The following is an 18,259-nucleotide window of genomic DNA, read 5'->3' as shown; positions in this document are numbered from 1 at the left end:
GGGACATTCTAACGTCGGATTTCCGGGGAACTGTAACAAATATTGGTCAATTCACCGGGGGTGGACGATGCGGACCATATGGTCCCGCAGGTAACCGCGATTGCGATGCTCTTGTTACGATTGCGCATCTCGACACCGGGGGAGCCCATGGGCGCCATCGTTAACTGCGCCGCATATCGCAACGGCAAGAAGCTCGGCAAGGTCGAGTTTGAGGATATTTCGAAGGTGCTGGAGGAACCCGGTACCTTCATCTGGCTCGGCTTGCACGAACCGGACCTGACCCTGCTCCGCCGCGTGCAGCAGGCATTCGGCCTGCACGACCTGGCGGTGGAAGATGCGCTCGACGCCCACCAGCGGCCCAAGCTGGAAAGCTATGGCGATTCGGTGTTCGTGGTGCTCAACACCGCGCAACTGGCGGGCGAGGAGGTGGTGGTGGGCGAGACCCATCTGTTCGTGGGTCCGAACTATGTGGTATCGGTGCGCCACGGCGCCAGTTCCACCTATGCGCCCGTGCGCGAACGCTGCGAGCAGGATCCGAACGGGCTTGCCAACGGACCTGGCTACGTACTCTACGCGCTGATGGACTTCGTGGTCGATCACTATCTGCCGATCGTGACACGCCTCGAGGACACCTTCGAAGCGCTGGAGCAAGGTATCTTCCGCGATGAGTTCGACCGCGCCGCCATCCAGCGGCTGTATCACGTCAAGCACCAGGTCTTGCGCCTGCGCAATGCGGTGTACCCGGTCGAGGACATCTGCGGCCAGTTGATCCGGCTGCATGAGGACCTGGTGCCGAAGGAACTGCGCGCCTACTTCCGCGATATCGAGGACCACTGCAGCCGGATCGTCCGATCGCTCGACGTGGTGCGCGAAATGCTCACCACGGCGGTGCAGGTCAATCTGGCGCTGGTGACCGTGACACAGAACGAGGTGGTCAAGCGCCTGGCCGGCTGGGGTGCCATCCTGGCGGTACCCACGGTGGTGTTCTCGCTATACGGCATGAACTTCAGCTTCATGCCCGAACTGAAATGGCATTACGCGTATCCGGTGGTGATCGGGTTCACCGCCACCGCGTGCGGTTTTCTCTGGAACAAGCTGCACAAGGCGGGTTGGATCTAAGGCGCACCAGTTGTTGTCTCCCCTCTCCCGCATGGCGGGAGAGGGGCGGGGGAGAGGGCCGGCGGCTCAATGCGAGACAGGTCGCAATTTGAACCTCATGCCCTCTCCCCCAACCCCTCTCCCGCGCGCGGGAGAGGGGAGCCAAAACCATGGCGGGTGGGATTTTTATATTTCCTTTACACCCCCTCCCACCCTCTCTATCCCGTTTTTACCCTCCGATCCCTAACCTCGTATCCGTGAATCACTAAGCAGGCGCCATGCCTGCATACATGTCATGGACGGGATCTATTTCCTCGTATTGCTGGCTTTCGGCGCGTTGACGGGCGCGCTGCTGGCCCTGTGCGCCGCGTTGGGCGCCAACCTGCCGGCGGGGCGTGGCAGCACGGAAGACGGCCCCGCGGCCAAGCATTCCGCAACCGACCGGGGACTCTGATGGACTGGACCGATCTGCTCAGCGGCGGCCTGGCCGTCGCCATCTTCATCTACCTGCTCGTTGCGCTGTTCCGGCCGGAGAAATTCTGATGTCGACGCAATTTATCGGACTTCTGGTCCTTTTCCTGGCCATCCTGTTCGTGGTCGGGCCATTCCTCGGGCGCTACATGCGCCGCGCGATCGAAGAGGGCAACTATGGGCTGACCGCATGGGGCCGCCCGTTCGAACGCGTGTTGTATCGCCTGGCTGGCGTGCGCGCCGATGCCGAAATGGGGTGGAAGCAGTACGCCATCGCCGTGATCGTGTTCAACGTACTCGGCGTGATCGCGGTGTATGCCATGCAGCGCCTGCAAGGTGTGTTGCCGCTGAACCCGCAAGGGTTTGGCGCGGTCTCGCCCGATTCGTCGTTCAACACCGCGATCAGCTTCATCTCGAATACCAACTGGCAGGGTTATGCCGGCGAGTCGACCATGAGCTATCTGACGCAGATGCTCGCGCTGACCGTGCAGAACTTCTTCTCGGCCGCCACCGGTATCGCGGTGGTGTTCGCACTGATTCGCGGCTTCGCGCGCCACAGCGCGAAGACCATCGGCAATTTCTGGGTCGATATGACGCGCACCACGTTGTATGTGCTGTTGCCGCTGTCGATCGTCATGGCCGTGGTACTGGTCAGCCAGGGCGTGATCCAGAACTTCGATAGCTACAAGGACGTCAACCTGGTCACCGCTGTCGAATACACGCAGCCCAAGGTCGATGCGGCCGGTCAGCCGGTGCTCGACAAAGAGGGCAAGCCGGTGACCGAAGCCGCGAAGACCGACAGCCAGACGTTGGCAATGGGCCCGGTGGCATCGCAGGAAGCCATCAAGATGCTCGGCACCAATGGCGGCGGATTCTTCAACGCCAACTCCGCGCATCCGTATGAGAACCCGACGCCGCTGTCGAACTTTATCGAGATGCTGGCGATCTTCCTGATCCCCGCCGCACTGTGTTTCACGTTCGGCGAGATGGTCAGGGACCGACGCCAGGGTGTGGCGGTGCTGGCGTCGATGACGGTGATCTTCGTGATCATGGCGCTGGCGGCGATGGCATCGGAGCAGCAGGTCACTGCCGCGCTGTCGTCGTTGCCGATCGATCATGCAGCTTCGGCCCTGCAGGCCGGCGGCAATATGGAAGGCAAGGAAGTACGTTTCGGCATCTCGGCCAGCGCGCTGTTTGCCACGATTACCACGGCCGCATCGTGTGGCGCCGTGAACGCCATGCACGATTCATTCACGGCCATTGGCGGACTCGTGCCGATGCTGCTGATGCAACTCGGTGAGGTGGTGTTCGGCGGCGTCGGCTCGGGCCTCTACGGCATGCTCGTCTACGCGGTGCTGGCGGTGTTTATCGCCGGCCTGATGATTGGCCGCACGCCCGAATACCTGGGCAAGAAGATCGAGGCGTACGAGATGAAGATGACCGCCGTGGCCATCCTGGTCACGCCGTTGCTGGTGCTGGTGGGCACGGCCGTTGCGGTGATGCTCGAACCGGGCCGCGCGGGCGTGTTCAACCCCGGCACGCACGGCTTCTCGGAAGTTCTTTACGCACTGTCTTCGGCCGCCAACAACAACGGCAGCGCCTTTGCCGGACTGTCCGCCAACACGCCGTTCTACAACGTGCTGCTGGCCGCGGCAATGTGGTTTGGCCGCTTCTGGATCATCGTGCCAGTGCTGGCGATGGCCGGTTCGCTGGCAGCCAAGCGCCGTACGCCGGCCACGGCCGGGACCATGCCCACGCACGGCCCGCTGTTCGTGGTGCTGCTGGTGGGTTCGGTCCTGCTGGTCGGTGCATTGACCTACGTGCCTGCGTTGGCGCTGGGTCCGGTCGCAGAGCAATTGCAGCCCGCCCCGGTTACGGCCGCTGCACAGTAATTCGCGGAGAATTCGTATGCAACAACAATCCTCGGCGACGCGCACTTCCACATCCGCGCCGTCACACAATGCCGGTTCAGGCACGACTGCCGTCAGCGGTGGCGTGCCACATCATCCGCGTCCCTCGCGCGGCATGCTCGCGCCGGAACTGGTCAAGCCCGCCATGGTCGATGCGCTGCGCAAGCTGACGCCACTTGCACAACTGCGCAACCCGGTGATGTTCGTGGTCTACGCCGGCAGCATCCTGACCACGATCCTGTTCCTGCGCGCGTGGCTGCAACCGACGCATGGGGGCGAATCAGCCGGCTTTATCCTGGCCGTGGCAGTCTGGTTGTGGTTCACGGTTCTGTTCGCCAACTTTGCCGAAGCGCTCGCGGAAGGGCGCAGCAAGCAACAGGCTGCGGCGCTGCGGGGCCTCAAGACCACCACCATGGCACGCGTGGTGCGCACCGGTCGCAGCGATGCACGGGCCAGCGGTGCCACGGAAGCGCGAGCGGCCACCGAGCTGCGTCGTGGCGATATCGTGCTCGTGGAAGCCGGCGAGATGATCCCCGGCGACGGCGAGGTGATCGAAGGCGTGGCATCGGTCGACGAAAGCGCGATCACCGGAGAGTCGGCACCGGTGATTCGCGAATCGGGCGGCGACTTCTCGTCGGTCACCGGCGGCACGCGCGTGCTGTCGGACTGGATCGTGGTGCGTATCACGACCAATCCCGGTGAAAGCTTTATCGACCGCATGATCAGCATGGTCGAGGGTGCCAAGCGCCAGAAGACGCCGAACGAACTGGCGCTGACGATCCTGCTGGTGGGGCTCACGCTGGTGCTGCTGCTGGCCACTGTCACGCTGCAACCGTATTCGCTTTATGCGGTACTGGTGACCAAGGCCGGTGTGCCGGTTTCCGTGACGGTCCTCGTAGCGTTGCTCGTCTGTCTGATCCCGACCACCATCGGCGGCCTGCTGTCCGCCATCGGCGTGGCCGGCATGAGTCGCATGATGGAAGCGAACGTGATCGCCACCTCGGGTCGTGCGGTGGAAGCCGCCGGCGATGTCGATGTGCTGTTGCTCGACAAGACCGGCACCATCACGCACGGCAATCGCCAGGCAGCGCGTTTTATCTGCGCGCCGGGCGTCACGCAACGCCAACTGGCCGAGGCCGCATGGCTGTCGTCGTTGGCCGATGAAACGCCCGAAGGTCGCAGCATTGTGACGCTCGCACGCCAGCAACCTAACGTTGCGGCACCCGAGATGGGTGCGCGCGGACTGGCCGCACCGGTGTTCGTACCGTTCACCGCGCAGACGCGCATGAGCGGTGTCGATGTGGCAACCGGTAATGTCGTGCGTAGCGTACGCAAGGGCGCGGCCGATGCGGTGCGCCGCTACGTCACCGAGCGCGCCGGCAAGTTCCCCGATGCCGTGATGCAGGCCGTCGACGATGTCGCGCGCGCGGGCAGCACGCCACTGGTGGTAGCGGAAGCGGTGGCCGAAGGTACCGAAGACAGCGTACGCGTGCTGGGTGTGGTCGAGCTCAAGGACATCGTCAAGAGCGGCATCCGCGAGCGCTTTGGCGAGCTGCGCAAGATGGGCATCCGTACCGTGATGATCACCGGCGACAACCGCCTGACCGCTGCGTCGATTGCCGCGGAAGCCGGTGTCGACGACTTCCTGGCCGAGGCCACCCCGGAAGCCAAGCTGGCGTTGATCCGCGAATACCAGGGGCAGGGCAGGCTCGTGGCGATGACCGGCGACGGCACCAACGATGCACCCGCGCTGGCGCAGGCCGACGTGGCCGTGGCGATGAACAGCGGCACCCAGGCCGCACGCGAGGCCGGCAATATGGTCGACCTCGACAGCAATCCGACCAAGCTGATCGAGATCGTCGAGATCGGCAAGCAGATGCTGATGACGCGCGGCTCGCTGACCACGTTCAGCGTGGCCAATGACATCGCCAAGTACTTCGCAATCATCCCGGCGGCGTTTGCCACCACGTATCCGCAGCTGAACCTGCTGAACGTGATGCATCTGTCGACGCCGGCGTCGGCCATCATGTCGGCGGTGATCTTCAACGCGCTGATCATCGTCGCACTGATTCCGCTCGCATTGCGCGGTGTGGTCTATCGCCCGCTCGGCGCTGCCGTCCTGCTGCGCCGCAACCTGCTGATCTATGGGCTTGGTGGCATCGTGGTGCCGTTTGTCGGCATCAAGCTGATCGACCTGCTGCTGACGATGTTCGGCTGGATCTGAAACACGGAGAACTGAAATGCCTTCACAAGCCAATGCCATCATCGAACCCGCGCGCCAGACCGGCATGCTGCGCCCGGCGCTGACCGTGTTTGTCGTGCTGTCGGTCGTGACCGGCCTGCTGTATCCGGGCGTGGTCACCGGCATCGCCCGCGCGGTATTCCCGCACCAGGCCGCCGGCTCGTTGATCGTCAAGGACGGCAAGACCGTTGGTTCCGAACTGATTGGCCAGCCGTTCTCGGACCCGAAATATTTCTGGGGCCGTTTGTCCGCCACGGCACCGATGCCGTATAACGCGGCGGCATCGGTGGGCTCGAATCTTGGGCCAACCAACCCCGCGCTGACCGATGCGGCCCGCGCACGCATCGATGCATTGCATGAGGCCGATCCCGACAACAAGGCCGCGGTGCCAGTGGACCTGGTTACGGCGTCTGGCAGTGGCCTCGATCCGCATATCAGTCCGGCCGCGGCGCAGTACCAGGCGGCACGCGTGGCACGGCTGCGTGGCGTGTCGGCGGAGAAGATCGAGGCGCTGATTGCCGCCAATACCGAAGGCCCGGGGCTTGGCGTGTTTGGTGAGCCCGGGGTCAATGTGTTGAAGCTGAATCTTGCGCTTGATGGGTTGAAGTAGGCGATGGTGGTGGTTGACGCGTTGGCCCTCTCCCCCGCCCCTCTCCCGCACGCGGGAGAGGGGAGAACCCAAGCGGGGTTTCAAATGCAGCGGGTTGGCCAGCGTGGCACAATCGCTCGACGATGACCGATACTGCCCGCCCTGATCCCGATGCCCTGCTGCAACGCATGCAGGCGGACGACGTGCGTGCCGCGCGCGGCAAATTGCGGGTCTACTTTGGTGCATCGGCCGGCGTCGGCAAGACCTTCGCGATGCTTGCCGCCGCGCGCGCGTTGCGGGAGCAGGGGGTCGACGTGGTGATCGGCGTGGTCGAGACCCATGGCCGTGCCGAAACCGAAGCGCTGGTTGCGGGCCTCGAACATTTGCCGCTGCGTGATGTGCCGTACCGCGATCGGGTATTGCAGGAGTTCGATCTCGACGGTGCGCTGCTGCGCCGCCCTGCTTTGGTCCTGGTCGACGAGCTTGCGCATTCGAATGCGGCAGGCAGCCGGCATCCCAAGCGTTGGCAGGATATCCAGGAGTTGCAGTCTGCCGGTATCGACGTCTGGACCACCGTCAATGTGCAGCATCTGGACAGCCTCAACCAGGCCGTCGGCGGCATTACCGGCGTGCGCGTTTGGGAGACGGTACCCGATGCGGTCTTCGATGGCGCGGACGAAGTGGTGCTGGTGGATTTGCCCGCCGACGAGCTGTTGCGGCGGCTGCGTGAAGGCAAGGTCTACCTGCCGGAGCAGGCGCGTCATGCGGCGCGCAACTTTTTCCGCAAGGGCAACCTGATCGCGCTGCGTGAACTGGCGTTGCGGCGCACGGCTGATCGTGTCGATGACGATGTGCGCGCCTATCGCCATGCCGAGTCGATCGAGCCGGTCTGGCGTACCCGCGAGGCCGTGCTTGCCTGCATTGGTACCGGCGACGATGCCGAGCAGGTGGTGCGCAGCGCGCGCAGGCTGGCCAGTCAGCTTGATTGTGACTGGCATGTGGTGACCATTGCCACGCCGCGCCTGATGCCGCTGTCCGATGCGGTGCGTACGCGTGTGCGCGCGGCAATGCAACTGGCCGAGGAACTTGGTGCGCGTACCGAAACGCTGGCCGGCCACGATATGGTCAAGGCGGTGGCGGGCTACGTGCGGCGCCATAACCTGACCAAGGTACTGGTTGGGCGCGCGCGCACCGACTGGCATGTCGAAGGCAATCTGGTCGAGCAGGCGCGGATGTGGCTGGCGCGCGCATTGGCGCCGCTGCTGGGTGCCGGATATCGCATGATCGGCAAGCAGACTTTTGCCGATGCGCTGGCCAACGGTTGTCCCGAGATCGATGTGATCCGACTGGCCGCCGATACCACACGCACCGAACTGCGGCCGCGCACCGCGATACCGACCGACGGTCACCATGATGCCGATGCGCAGGCCGAGGCTGAACTTGCAAAGGCGCGCCGGCGTGACTATGCCTTCGCGGTGGTGTGGTGCGCAGGTGCGACCGCGCTATCGACGCTGGCCCGCCCATGGTTCGACATCGTCAATATCGCGATGCTGTTTCTGGCCGCGGTGGTCGGCGTGGCGCTGCGCCATGGTCGTGGGCCGGCAGCGTTGGCGTCAGTGCTGGCGGTAGCGGCATTCGACTTCTTCTTCGTGCCGCCGCGCATGTCTTTCGCGGTCAGCGATGTGCAATACCTGCTGACGTTCTTCGTATTGCTGGCCGTGGGCCTCGTGATCGGGCAACTGACGGCCGGCCTGCGCGAGCAGGCGCAGGTGGCAGTGCGGCGCGAGACCGATGCGCGTACGCTCTACGAACTGGCGCGCGAGTTGTCCGCGGCATTGACCACCGCGCAGATCGTCGAGATAGGCAGCCGCTTTCTGCGCGCCGCGTTCGATGCGCATGCCACGTTCTTCCTTGTATCGGAGCAGGGACGCCTGCAGCCGATCGCGGATGGCACGGTCAAGGAAAGATCAGACAAGGGTGCGGCCATCGACACGGTGCTTGCGCAATGGGTCTTCGATCATGGCCAGCCGGCGGGCACCGGCACCCATACGCTGCCGGGCAGCACTGTGCTGTACCTGCCGCTCAAGGCGCCGATGCAGACCCGAGGCGTGCTGGCCGTGGAGCCGCGTGTATGGCGCGCGCTTGCGGAACCCGAATTGCGCAGGCAGGCCGATGTGTTCGCGACGCTGATCGCGATCGGTATCGAACGTTTGCACTATGTGGAGGTCGCGCAGCGTGCGCTGGTGTCGATCGAATCCGAACGTCTGCGCAGTTCGCTGCTGGCTGCCGTGTCGCACGATCTGCGCACGCCGCTGACCGGGCTGATCGGCATGGCCGAAACATTGCAGCGCGCCGAGCCGCCATTGCCGCACGAGGTGGCGGAGAAGGTCGACGCCATGCATGGCCAGGCGCAGCGCATGCGCACGATGGTCGTGAACCTGCTCGATATGGCGCGACTGCAGCAGCATGACGTGACGCTGCAGCGCGGCTGGCAATCATTTGAGGAACTGCTCGGCGTGGCGCTGGCGTCGATGCGCGAAGCGCTCAAGGCGCATCGCGTGGAGGTGGCGGATCTGTCCGGCCTGCCACTGGTGGAATGTGATGGCGTACTGATCGAACGCGTGCTCTGCAACCTGCTGGAGAACGCAGCCAAGTACACCGCGCCGGGAACCGTGGTGCGAATCCGTGGCGCGGTGGCTGGTGACGAGGTGCATCTGATCGTCGAAGACGAAGGCCCCGGCGTGGCAGCGGGCCAGGAGCGCCAGATCTTCGAGAAGTTCACGCGCGGCGAACGTGAGTCGGCCACGACGGGCGTGGGCCTTGGGCTTGCGGTATGCGATGCGATCATGCAGGCCCATGGTGGCCGCATCTGGGTGGAATCGGCGCGGCCTGGCGCGCGCTTCACACTGGCGCTGCCGCGTGGCAATCCTCCCGCAATCGAGCCGGAACCGCTGGACATGACTTTTCCTGATACGCACTGAGATGCCATTCGACTATTCGCCGACCGTGTTGCTGGTCGAGGACGAACCCCATATCCGACGCTTCGTGCGGGAATCGCTGCAGTCTGAGGGCTGCAACGTGCATGAGGCCGATACGCTGAAGCGCGGCCTGATCGATGCCGGCACGCGCCAGCCCGATATCGTGATCCTGGACCTGGGGCTGCCCGACGGTGACGGCATGACATTGATCCGCGAAATGCGCACGTGGACCGAAGTGCCGGTGCTGGTGCTGTCCGCGCGCACCGGCGAGTCCGACAAGATTGCCGCGCTCGACGCCGGCGCCGACGACTACCTGACCAAGCCATTCGGCGTGGGCGAACTGGTGGCGCGCGTGCGTGTGCTGCTGCGCCGCCATGCAAAGGCCAATCCGCAAGGCACGCCGCAAATAGTCTTTGGCGACGTCCACGTCGACCTGGCCAACCGCCTGGTCACGCGCGGCGAGGCGCAAGTACACCTGACCCCGATCGAGTACCGGCTGCTGGCCGTTCTGATAGCCCATCGCGGCAAGGTGATGACCCACCGCGAACTGCTTCGCGAAGTCTGGGGTCCTTCCCATTCGGAGAGCAGCCACTACCTGCGCGTCTATATGGGGCATCTGCGGCACAAGCTTGAAGCTGACCCGGCGCAACCCGCGCACCTGCTGACCGAGGTAGGCGTAGGCTACCGCTTCGCCGGCTGACGAACCGCCCGACATTTCCGCTTCGCTCCCCTCTCCCGCGCGCGGGAGAGGGGCCGGGGGAGAGGGCCAGCGCATCCAATCAGATCTCCTTAATATTTATAGTAAGAATGAATGATAGTTAAAATTCTGAACGAAAATTCTTCATTCTAATAACCGCATCTACAAACCTCCCACTACACTTAATCCATCCCCTCCTGCGCCTGTCAGAACCGGAGCCAGCCATGCCTTTCCCAGCCGCCACCAAGCTCCGTCAGGCCGCGCTCGTCCTAAGTCTGGTGTTAAGCGCATCAGGCATCCCCACCCACGCCGCATCCGAACCGCCCGCACCCGCCCAGGCCCAGACCCGGGAAGCGCTGGCCGCCTATGAAGCAGGCCACTTCGACACGGCCATCCAGGGTTTTGCGGCCGCCGCCCAGAAAGGCAACCGCTTGGCCCAGTTCAACTACGCCATGATGCTGCTGCGTGGCGAAGGCACCACGGCGAAGCCGCAGGAGGCACTGATCTGGCTGCGAAAGGCCGCCGACAACCAGATGACACATGCGCAGTTCACATTCGGGGATCTGTACGAGCGTGGCGAACTGGTGCCAAAGTCGCTGGAGGAGGCCAACCGCTGGTACGAGCGTGCGGCACAGGGCGGTCATACCCAGGCGCAGATGGCGCTGGCTACCAACTACTTCACCGGCCGCGGCGTGCCGCGCGACTATGGCCGCGCGTTCAACTGGTACAGCAAGGCGGCCACCGCCGGGGACGGCGGGGCGCAGTACATCGTCGGTAGTTACTACGAGCGCGGGTATCCGGGCGTGGTGGACAAGGACGTGGAGCAGGCCAAGATCTGGTACGCCCGCGCGGCCGCGCATGGCGACCCCGGTGCGCTGGCCAAGCTGCGTTCACTGCTGGAAGAAGGATTGCGGGCGAAGTCCCAGATGTGAGGGCTTGCCCGCAGGGCGGTACAAGTCTTGCTATAGCTGTCTGCCACACCTGAGTGCACGTGTTTTCTGATTCGTTTTCCTGACTCGTTTTCCTGATTCACCATTCCGTCGATACATTCATCGATTCCTTGACGCTTCACAGGCAACCCGGGGGAGGTCGTAGTGGCCACGCACGTCGCGCTGAACCATGTCACACACTATCGCTATGACCGGCCGGTGCAGTTGTCACCGCAGGTCGTACGCCTGCGTCCCGCACCGCATTGCCGGACACCGATCCTGTCCTATTCGCTGCGCATCGAACCGGTGCAGCATTTCGTCAACTGGCAGCAGGATCCGTTCTCGAACTACCTCGCCAGGCTGGTCTTTCCGGAAAAGACTACCGAGTTCCGCGTCACGGTCGACCTGGTGGCCGAGATGTCGGTCTACAACCCGTTCGATTTTTTCCTGGAACCCACGGCGGAAAAGATCCCGTTCACCTATGCGGCCGGTCTCGAACATGATCTGGCACCGTATCTGGCCCGCGGCGAGCTGACGCCCCGCTTTGCGGCATTCGTCGACAGCATCGACCGTACGCCGTGCGCCACGCTGGATTTCCTGGTGGCGCTCAACCAGCGCCTGCAACAAGAGATTCGCTACCTGATCCGCATGGAGCCGGGTGTGCAGGCGCCCGAGACCACGCTGGAAAACGGCTCGGGTTCGTGCCGCGACACGGGCTGGCTGCTGGTGCAGATCCTGCGGCATCTGGGACTGGCGGCGCGCTTCGTTTCTGGCTACCTGTTGCAACTGACGCCAGACGTGAAGGCCGTGGATGGTCCGGTGGGTGCCGAGGCCGATTTCACCGACCTGCACGCCTGGTGCGAGGTCTACCTGCCCGGCGCGGGCTGGATCGGGCTTGACCCGACTTCGGGCCTGCTGGCCGGCGAAGGCCATATCCCGCTGGCGTGTACGCCTGAGCCCAGCAGTGCCGCACCGGTCAGCGGCGCGGTCGACGAATGCGAGGTGCAGTTCGAGCATCACATGTCGATCACGCGCATCTATGAATCGCCGCGCGTGACCAAGCCCTACACCGATGCGCAGTGGACCGCCATCGATGCCGCCGGCCTGTCCGTCGACCAACAACTTAAGGAGCTCGATGTACGCCTGACGATGGGCGGCGAGCCGACCTTTGTCTCGGCGCGCGACCGCGATGGCGCCGAATGGAATACCGACGCGCTGGGCCCTACCAAGCGCGGGCTTGCCACCGAATTGGTGCACAAGCTTCGCGCGCGCTATGGCGCGGGCGGCTTCCTGCACTTCGGGCAAGGCAAGTGGTACCCCGGAGAACAACTGCCGCGCTGGGCCCTGTCGATCTGCTGGCGTGCCGATGGGCAGCCATGCTGGCAAGACCCTTCGCTATTCGCCGACGAACGTGCGCCCGATCACTACACATCGGCCGATGCCCAGCGTTTCATGGAAACGCTGGCGCGCCGGCTCGGCGTCGACACCGGTTGCATCCACCCGGCCTACGAGGACGTCTGGTATTACCTGTGGCGCGAGCGCAAGCTGCCGGTCAACGTTGATCCGCACGAAGCGCGGCTCGATGACGAAATGGAACGCGCGCGGCTGCGGCGGGTGTTCGACGCCGGCCTGTCGAGCGTGACCGGCTACGTATTGCCACTGGCACGCGGCGACCATGCGGACTGGATCACCGGGCGCTGGTTCGTGCGCGACGAGCGTATGTACCTGCTACCCGGCGACTCGCCAATGGGCTACCGCATGCCACTCGATTCATTGCCGTGGGTCTCGAAGGCCGACTACCCGTGGCAGTTTGACCAGGACCCGTTCGCGCCGCGCACGCCTTTGCCGGCAGCGGCGCCATTGCGTGCGCAGTCCATGGCTGCCAACTCGCGCACTGCGCCGCTGGTCGCGCTTCGTGCCGGGGCGCGCGGCGACACCCGCCGTGTTGGCGCGCCGGGGACCGCATCGGGAACTACGCCGTCAACCGCGCCGGCGCGTGGGCAATCGGACAAGGACGCGGTACGCACCGCCCTCTGCGTGGAAGTCCGCCATCCAAGCCGTGCGGCAGGGCCTGCGGTCGAACTGAAGTCGACCGACGACAAGCGCGGCATTCTCTACGTGTTCATGCCGCCGCTTGCCGAACTGGAAGACTACCTGCTGCTGGTGTCCCAGGTGGAAGCCACGGCCGCCGAGCTCGGTGTGAAGATCGTGATGGAAGGCTACCCGCCACCGCGCGATCCACGGCTCAAGGTGTTGCAGGTCACGCCGGACCCCGGTGTGATCGAGGTCAATATCCATCCGGCCAGCAACTGGGCCGAGCTGGTCGACCACACCGAGTTCCTTTACCAGGCGGCGCACGAAACGCATCTGTCGACCGAGAAGTTCATGGTGGACGGACGCCATACCGGCACCGGTGGGGGTAACCACTTCGTACTGGGCGGCGCCACGCCTGCGGACAGCCCGTTCCTGCGCCGTCCCGACGTGCTGGCCAGCCTGATCGCGTACTGGCATAACCATCCGTCGCTGTCGTATCTGTTCTCGGGGCTGTTTATCGGCCCGACCAGCCAGGCACCACGCGTCGATGAAGCGCGCAATGACCAGGTCTACGAACTGGAGATTGCCTTCGACGAACTGCGCCGCCAGCTCGACATGTGCGAGGTGGTTGGCAATGGATACGTACCGCCGTGGCTGATCGACCGGATCCTGCGCAATTTGCTGATCGATGTGACGGGCAACACGCATCGGTCGGAGTTCTGTATCGACAAGCTGTACTCGCCCGACGGCGCCACGGGCCGGCTTGGCCTGCTGGAGTTGCGTGCGTTCGAAATGCCGCCGCATGCACGCATGAGCCTGGTGCAGCAGTTGTTGCTGCGCGCGTTGCTGGTGCGTTTCTGGCGTACGCCCTATACCGCCAGGCTCACGCGCTGGGGCACCGCGCTGCACGACCGCTTCATGTTGGGCACCTTCGTGCAGATGGATTTTGACGACGTACTGGCCGAGATGCGCGCGGCGGGCTTCGTGTTCGAGTCGAACTGGTTCGCGCCACACTTCGAGTTCCGCTTCCCGCGCGTGGGCGAGGTCGACGTAGCCGGGCTGTCGCTGTCGCTACGCACCGGATTGGAGCCATGGCATGTGATGGGCGAGGAGGGGGCCGCTGGCGGCACCGTGCGGTATGTGGATTCGTCGGTCGAACGGATCGAAGTCTGCGTGCTGGGCATGAACGACAACCGGCACGTGGTCACGGTCAATGGCCAGACCATCCCGCTGCAACCCACCGGCCGCGCGGGCGAGTTCGTGGCGGGCGTGCGCTATCGCGCGTGGGCGCCGCCATCGTCATTGCATCCGACCATCCCGTCGCACGCGCCGCTGACGTTCGACGTAGTGGATACGTGGATGGATCGCAGTCTCGGTGGCTGTCAGTATCATGTTTCGCACCCTGGCGGCCGTAATTACGAGACGTTCCCGGTGAACGCGTACGAAGCGGAGAGCCGTCGCCTGGCGCGGTTCTTCTCGATCGGGCATACGCCGGGGCGGTCCGTGGCACCGCCGCCACGACGCAGCCTGGAGTTTCCGTTCACGCTGGATCTGCGCGATGTGATCTAGCCCGAGCGGGGGAGCCGCGCTGCCTTAGCCAATCAGGAGATTGTCAGTCTTGCCTTCGCAGTCGTCGCTGCCCTTTGATGGATCGGATGCTCCGGCCGCCCTGGCTGGCCGTCTGGCACTGCCCGTGCCGGACGGCCACCGCGACGAACTGCGCCTGCCCGATGGCACGCTGCGCGAGCCCTGGTCGCGCTTCTTCGCGGTGCTCGACGACTTGCGGCCCGGTACGCTCAATGCGCATGCGGCGGCGGTGTCGCGCCAGATTCGCGACAACGGCGTCACGTACAACGTCTATGCCGACCAGGGTGGCGCACGGGCATGGCAGCTGGAGCTGTTTCCGTTCCTGGTGTCGGAAGCCGACTGGGCCGTGATCGAGGCCGGCGTGGTCCAGCGCGCCACGCTGGCCAACGCCATCATGGCCGACATCTATGGGCCGCAGACGCTGCTCAGGAAAGGGCTGCTGCCGCCGGGGCTGGTGTATGGCCATCCCGGCTACATGCGACCGCTCAAGGGGTACCTGCCGCCGAATGGCAGCTTCCTGCAGACCATAGCGGTCGATCTCGTGCATACCGACAACGGCTGGACCGTGATTGCACATCGCACGGAAACGCCGTCGGGCATGGGCTATGCGCTGGAAAACCGGCTGATCATCTCGGGCCAGTTCGCCGAGGCATTCCGCGAACTGCGCGTCCGACGCCTGCCACCGGCGTTTGCGCAACTGATCTCGACGCTGGCGCATGCCTCGCCCGTGCCGCCAGAAGAAAGCGGCAGCGCTGCCGCCGCCGCCGCAGATGGAGGCCGGCAGATCGTGCTGCTGTCGCCAGGGCCGTTCAACGAGACATATTTCGAACACACGTTCCTGGCGCGTTATCTCGGTATCACGCTGGTCGAAGGCAAGGACCTGACCGTACGCAACGACGTGGTGTACTTGAAGACGTTTGGCGGACTGGAGCGCGTCGACGTGATCCTGCGCCGGCTTGACGATGTGTTCTGCGATCCGCTGGAATTGCGCAGCGACTCGACCATCGGTGTGCCGGGTTTGCTGGAGGCAATGCGCGCCGGCAACGTGACGGTGTCCAACGTGCCGGGTTCGGGCTTCCTGGAGTCGCCGGCGATTCATGGCTTCATGCCCGGCATCGCGCAGGCGTTGCTGGACGAAACGTTGGTGCTGCCCTCGGTAATGAGCTGGTGGTGTGGCGAAGCGGCGGCTCAGGATGAGGCGATGCGTATGCTCGATGAAGCGTTCGTGATGCCAACCTATCCGCGTACACCCGGCGATGCGCCGCTAGGTATGGAACAGGGCCTGCAGAAGCTCGACGCGTGGCGCGCGCGGCTTGCCGCAACGCCGGACCGCTATACATTGCAGGCGCCACTGCCGCTCTCGCATATGCCGTGCTGGGAGCCCGACGGCAATGGCGGCGGCAAGATCGGATCGCGCGCGGCAATGCTGCGTGTGTTTGCAGTTGCCGATGGCAATGGCGGTTGGCAGGCGATGCCCGGTGGCTTCATGCGGCTGGCACCGCCGAGCCTCGAAGCAGTATCGATGCAACTGGGCGGCACCAGTGCCGATACCTGGGTATTGTCGAGCCAGCCCGCGCAGGGTCTGATGCCGTTGGCGCGCGCCGCGCGCTCGGGCTTGCCGGCGCTGAACGCCAATGCCGTGACACGGCCGCTGGCCGTATCGAGCCGTGCGGCGGAGAACCTGTTCTGGGCCGGACGCTATGCCGAACGCGCCGAGAACGTGGTGCGCCTGTGCCGGCAGATCCTTGGCTCGATCGAATCGAATGACGAGACCGATGACGGCACGTTGAACATGATCGGCCAGCTGGCGCAGTGGTTTGGCCTGGTGTCGCCGCAGACGCCATCGCCACAGGCCTCGCTGCGCGTGTTCGAACGCAGCCTGGTGTCGGCACTAGCCGATGTCAATGCGCCGTCCGGACTGTTGTCGACGCTGGCCAGCCATGCGCGCGCAGCCAACGAGATCCGCAACCGCCTGTCGAACGACCACTGGCGCACCATCCTGGCCGCGCGCAACGACTTCCAGGATGCGATGGCCGGTGCCGCGTGCCCATCGGGCGCGGCAGGCCACGGCGAAGGTACCTATGATCGCTCGAAGGTGCTCAATGCGCTGGAGCGCCTGTCGATGCAGCTCGGTGCCATCAGTGGCGCACAGGGTGATCGCATGACGCGCGACGAGGCATGGCGCCTGGTTTTCATCGGCCGCCATATCGAACGGCTCGGTAACCTGGCGTTGTTCCTCGAGGTGGCGGAGGGTAGCGGCGCGTTGGAGTCGCGTAGCGGATTCGACCTGCTGCTGCACCTGTTCGACAGCACGCTGACCTATCGCTCGCTGTTCCCGGGGCGCACCGATGTGGCGGCTTTGGTCGATCTGCTGGTACTGGAGCCCACCAATCCGCGCGGCCTGTATGGGGTGCTCGACCGCCTGCGCGACAAGCTTGCACAGTTGCCGACCGGTGCCACGGGGCAGGCCCGCGTGCCGCTGGCCGAATTGCTGCCACCCATCAGCGCGTTGCCGTCACGCACGCTGCTATGCGAGCGCAACGGTGGCCGTCATATCAAGCTGGCGGCGCTGTGCGACCAGCTTGGCGCGCGCATGGCCAAGCTGTCCGAGGAGATCGGCGGCCGCTATTTCAGTCACGCCGGCGTGGCACCGGAAACGGATCTGCCATGAACGACGTCGTGCTGCCCGGTGTTCCCACCACGCTCGATGTGCATCATGTGACCACCTACGAGTATGCGTGGCCGGTCGAGCATGCCCAGCAACGGGCCGTGGCGACACCGCCTTCTTATCCGTGGCAGACCGTCAGCGCACATCACACGGAAATCGATCCCGCGCCATCGCACCAGCATGGGCGCATCGATGCGTTCGGCAACAACGTGCTGCATTTCATGCTCGACGTCCCGCATGAAACGATGCAGTTGACCACCACCAGCACGGTTACGCTGACGCCGCGTTGGACGTCGTTCGATGCTGAACAGAGTACGCCGTGGGAAGAGGCGGCGGCGATGCTGCGCTATCACGCCGGCCAACCGTTTCATGCGGAGACTGAGTTCGTCTATGCATCGCCCAATATTGCGTTGCATGCCGACCTGCGCGCCTATGCGATGCGAAGCTTTACGCCTGGTATCAGCGTGGCGGCCGGTGCCATCGACCTGATGCACCGCATTCACGCCGACTTCGAGTATCACGGCGAAACCACCGAAGTACATACGCCCGCACTCGCAGCGTTCGCGCAACGCAGCGGGGTGTGCCAGGACTTCGCGCAGGTGATGATCGGTTGCTTGCGATCGATCGGACTGGCGGCGCGCTATGTCAGCGGTTACCTGTGCACAGATCCACCACCCGGTGAACCGCGCTTGCTGGGCGCCGATGCATCGCATGCGTGGGCCGGCGTGTGGTGTCCCGTCAATGGCTGGATCGATCTCGACCCCACCAACGACGTGCTGGCCGACACGCGGCACGTCACGCTGGCGATTGCGCGCGACTACAGCGATGTGCCACTGCTGCATGGTGTGATCGTTGGCGGTGGCGAGCACACGGTCGAAGTGGAGGTGAGCGTCGTCCCGGTGGTGCCAGCGAAGTCGCAACCTGACGCGCCGGCCCTCTCCCCCAGCCCCTCTCCCGCAGGCGGGAGAGGGGAGCCAACCGGCGGCATTTGAGGTTCGCCCGCTGTTCAGTCCTGCCTCGCGTGCAAGACCCGAAATTTGGTAGGTCATGGATCAG

12 protein-coding genes are annotated in these 18,259 nt (G+C 64.6%); all 12 read left to right on the top strand.

Annotation, left to right across the window (positions count from 1 at the left end; translation table 11 throughout):
• Positions 1 to 147 precede the first annotated feature (147 nt).
• Positions 148 to 1,119: a magnesium and cobalt transport protein CorA gene (locus ACO550_RS02955; protein WP_315598174.1), complete on the top strand. Its 972-nt coding sequence runs from the start codon at positions 148 to 150 to the stop codon at positions 1,117 to 1,119.
• Between the two features lie 274 nt (positions 1,120 to 1,393).
• Positions 1,394 to 1,552 (top strand): hypothetical protein, encoded by a 159-nt coding sequence (locus tag ACO550_RS02950; protein ID WP_315598175.1) that lies wholly within the window; start codon positions 1,394 to 1,396, stop codon positions 1,550 to 1,552.
• A complete protein-coding gene (gene kdpF / locus ACO550_RS02945; protein WP_092600435.1) occupies positions 1,552 to 1,641 on the top strand; it encodes a K(+)-transporting ATPase subunit F in 90 nt (29 codons plus the stop codon). Before ACO550_RS02950 ends, kdpF begins: the two co-directional genes overlap by 1 nt.
• Positions 1,641 to 3,461 (top strand): potassium-transporting ATPase subunit KdpA, encoded by a 1,821-nt coding sequence (kdpA, locus tag ACO550_RS02940; RefSeq protein ID WP_315598176.1) that lies wholly within the window; start codon positions 1,641 to 1,643, stop codon positions 3,459 to 3,461. The genes kdpF and kdpA overlap by 1 nt, the downstream gene beginning before the upstream one ends.
• Before the next feature lie 16 nt (positions 3,462 to 3,477).
• Positions 3,478 to 5,703 (top strand): potassium-transporting ATPase subunit KdpB, encoded by a 2,226-nt coding sequence (gene kdpB, locus ACO550_RS02935; RefSeq protein ID WP_315598177.1) that lies wholly within the window; start codon positions 3,478 to 3,480, stop codon positions 5,701 to 5,703.
• Positions 5,704 to 5,719: 16 nt separating this feature from the next.
• On the top strand, positions 5,720 to 6,331 hold the full coding sequence (gene kdpC, locus ACO550_RS02930; RefSeq protein WP_315598178.1) for a potassium-transporting ATPase subunit KdpC: 612 nt from the start codon (positions 5,720 to 5,722) through the stop codon (positions 6,329 to 6,331).
• Between the two features lie 122 nt (positions 6,332 to 6,453).
• Complete coding sequence (locus ACO550_RS02925; RefSeq protein ID WP_315598179.1) at positions 6,454 to 9,291, top strand: DUF4118 domain-containing protein; 2,838 nt, start codon at positions 6,454 to 6,456, stop codon at positions 9,289 to 9,291.
• 1 nt (position 9,292) lies between these two features.
• Entirely contained in the window at positions 9,293 to 9,988 is a 696-nt protein-coding gene (kdpE, locus tag ACO550_RS02920; protein ID WP_315598180.1) for a two-component system response regulator KdpE, read from the top strand.
• Positions 9,989 to 10,209: 221 nt separating this feature from the next.
• Positions 10,210 to 10,917, top strand: coding sequence for a tetratricopeptide repeat protein (locus ACO550_RS02915; protein WP_315598267.1), 708 nt, complete (start codon positions 10,210 to 10,212; stop codon positions 10,915 to 10,917).
• A gap of 162 nt (positions 10,918 to 11,079) precedes the next feature.
• A complete protein-coding gene (locus ACO550_RS02910; protein WP_315598266.1) occupies positions 11,080 to 14,517 on the top strand; it encodes a transglutaminase family protein in 3,438 nt (1,145 codons plus the stop codon).
• A 49-nt stretch (positions 14,518 to 14,566) separates the two neighbouring features.
• Positions 14,567 to 17,206, top strand: coding sequence for a circularly permuted type 2 ATP-grasp protein (locus tag ACO550_RS02905; protein WP_315598265.1), 2,640 nt, complete (start codon positions 14,567 to 14,569; stop codon positions 17,204 to 17,206).
• Complete coding sequence (locus ACO550_RS02900; RefSeq protein ID WP_315598264.1) at positions 17,203 to 18,195, top strand: transglutaminase family protein; 993 nt, start codon at positions 17,203 to 17,205, stop codon at positions 18,193 to 18,195. Before ACO550_RS02905 ends, ACO550_RS02900 begins: the two co-directional genes overlap by 4 nt.
• Positions 18,196 to 18,259: the final 64 nt, after the last annotated feature.

The sequence above is a fragment of the Cupriavidus sp. genome (assembly GCF_057315035.1).
This window is presented reverse-complemented; position numbering and strand designations above follow the sequence as displayed.

What these genes read in the sequence shown, in the direction of transcription:
- ACO550_RS02955 (WP_315598174.1), top strand. Translation starts at nt 148, where the DNA reads ATGGGCGCCATCGTTAACTGCGCCGCATATCGCAACGGCAAGAAGCTC.
- ACO550_RS02950 (WP_315598175.1), top strand. Translation starts at nt 1,394, where the DNA reads ATGGACGGGATCTATTTCCTCGTATTGCTGGCTTTCGGCGCGTTGACG.
- kdpF (WP_092600435.1), top strand. Translation starts at nt 1,552, where the DNA reads ATGGACTGGACCGATCTGCTCAGCGGCGGCCTGGCCGTCGCCATCTTC.
- kdpA (WP_315598176.1), top strand. Translation starts at nt 1,641, where the DNA reads ATGTCGACGCAATTTATCGGACTTCTGGTCCTTTTCCTGGCCATCCTG.
- kdpB (WP_315598177.1), top strand. Translation starts at nt 3,478, where the DNA reads ATGCAACAACAATCCTCGGCGACGCGCACTTCCACATCCGCGCCGTCA.
- kdpC (WP_315598178.1), top strand. Translation starts at nt 5,720, where the DNA reads ATGCCTTCACAAGCCAATGCCATCATCGAACCCGCGCGCCAGACCGGC.
- ACO550_RS02925 (WP_315598179.1), top strand. Translation starts at nt 6,454, where the DNA reads ATGACCGATACTGCCCGCCCTGATCCCGATGCCCTGCTGCAACGCATG.
- kdpE (WP_315598180.1), top strand. Translation starts at nt 9,293, where the DNA reads ATGCCATTCGACTATTCGCCGACCGTGTTGCTGGTCGAGGACGAACCC.
- ACO550_RS02915 (WP_315598267.1), top strand. Translation starts at nt 10,210, where the DNA reads ATGCCTTTCCCAGCCGCCACCAAGCTCCGTCAGGCCGCGCTCGTCCTA.
- ACO550_RS02900 (WP_315598264.1), top strand. Translation starts at nt 17,203, where the DNA reads ATGAACGACGTCGTGCTGCCCGGTGTTCCCACCACGCTCGATGTGCAT.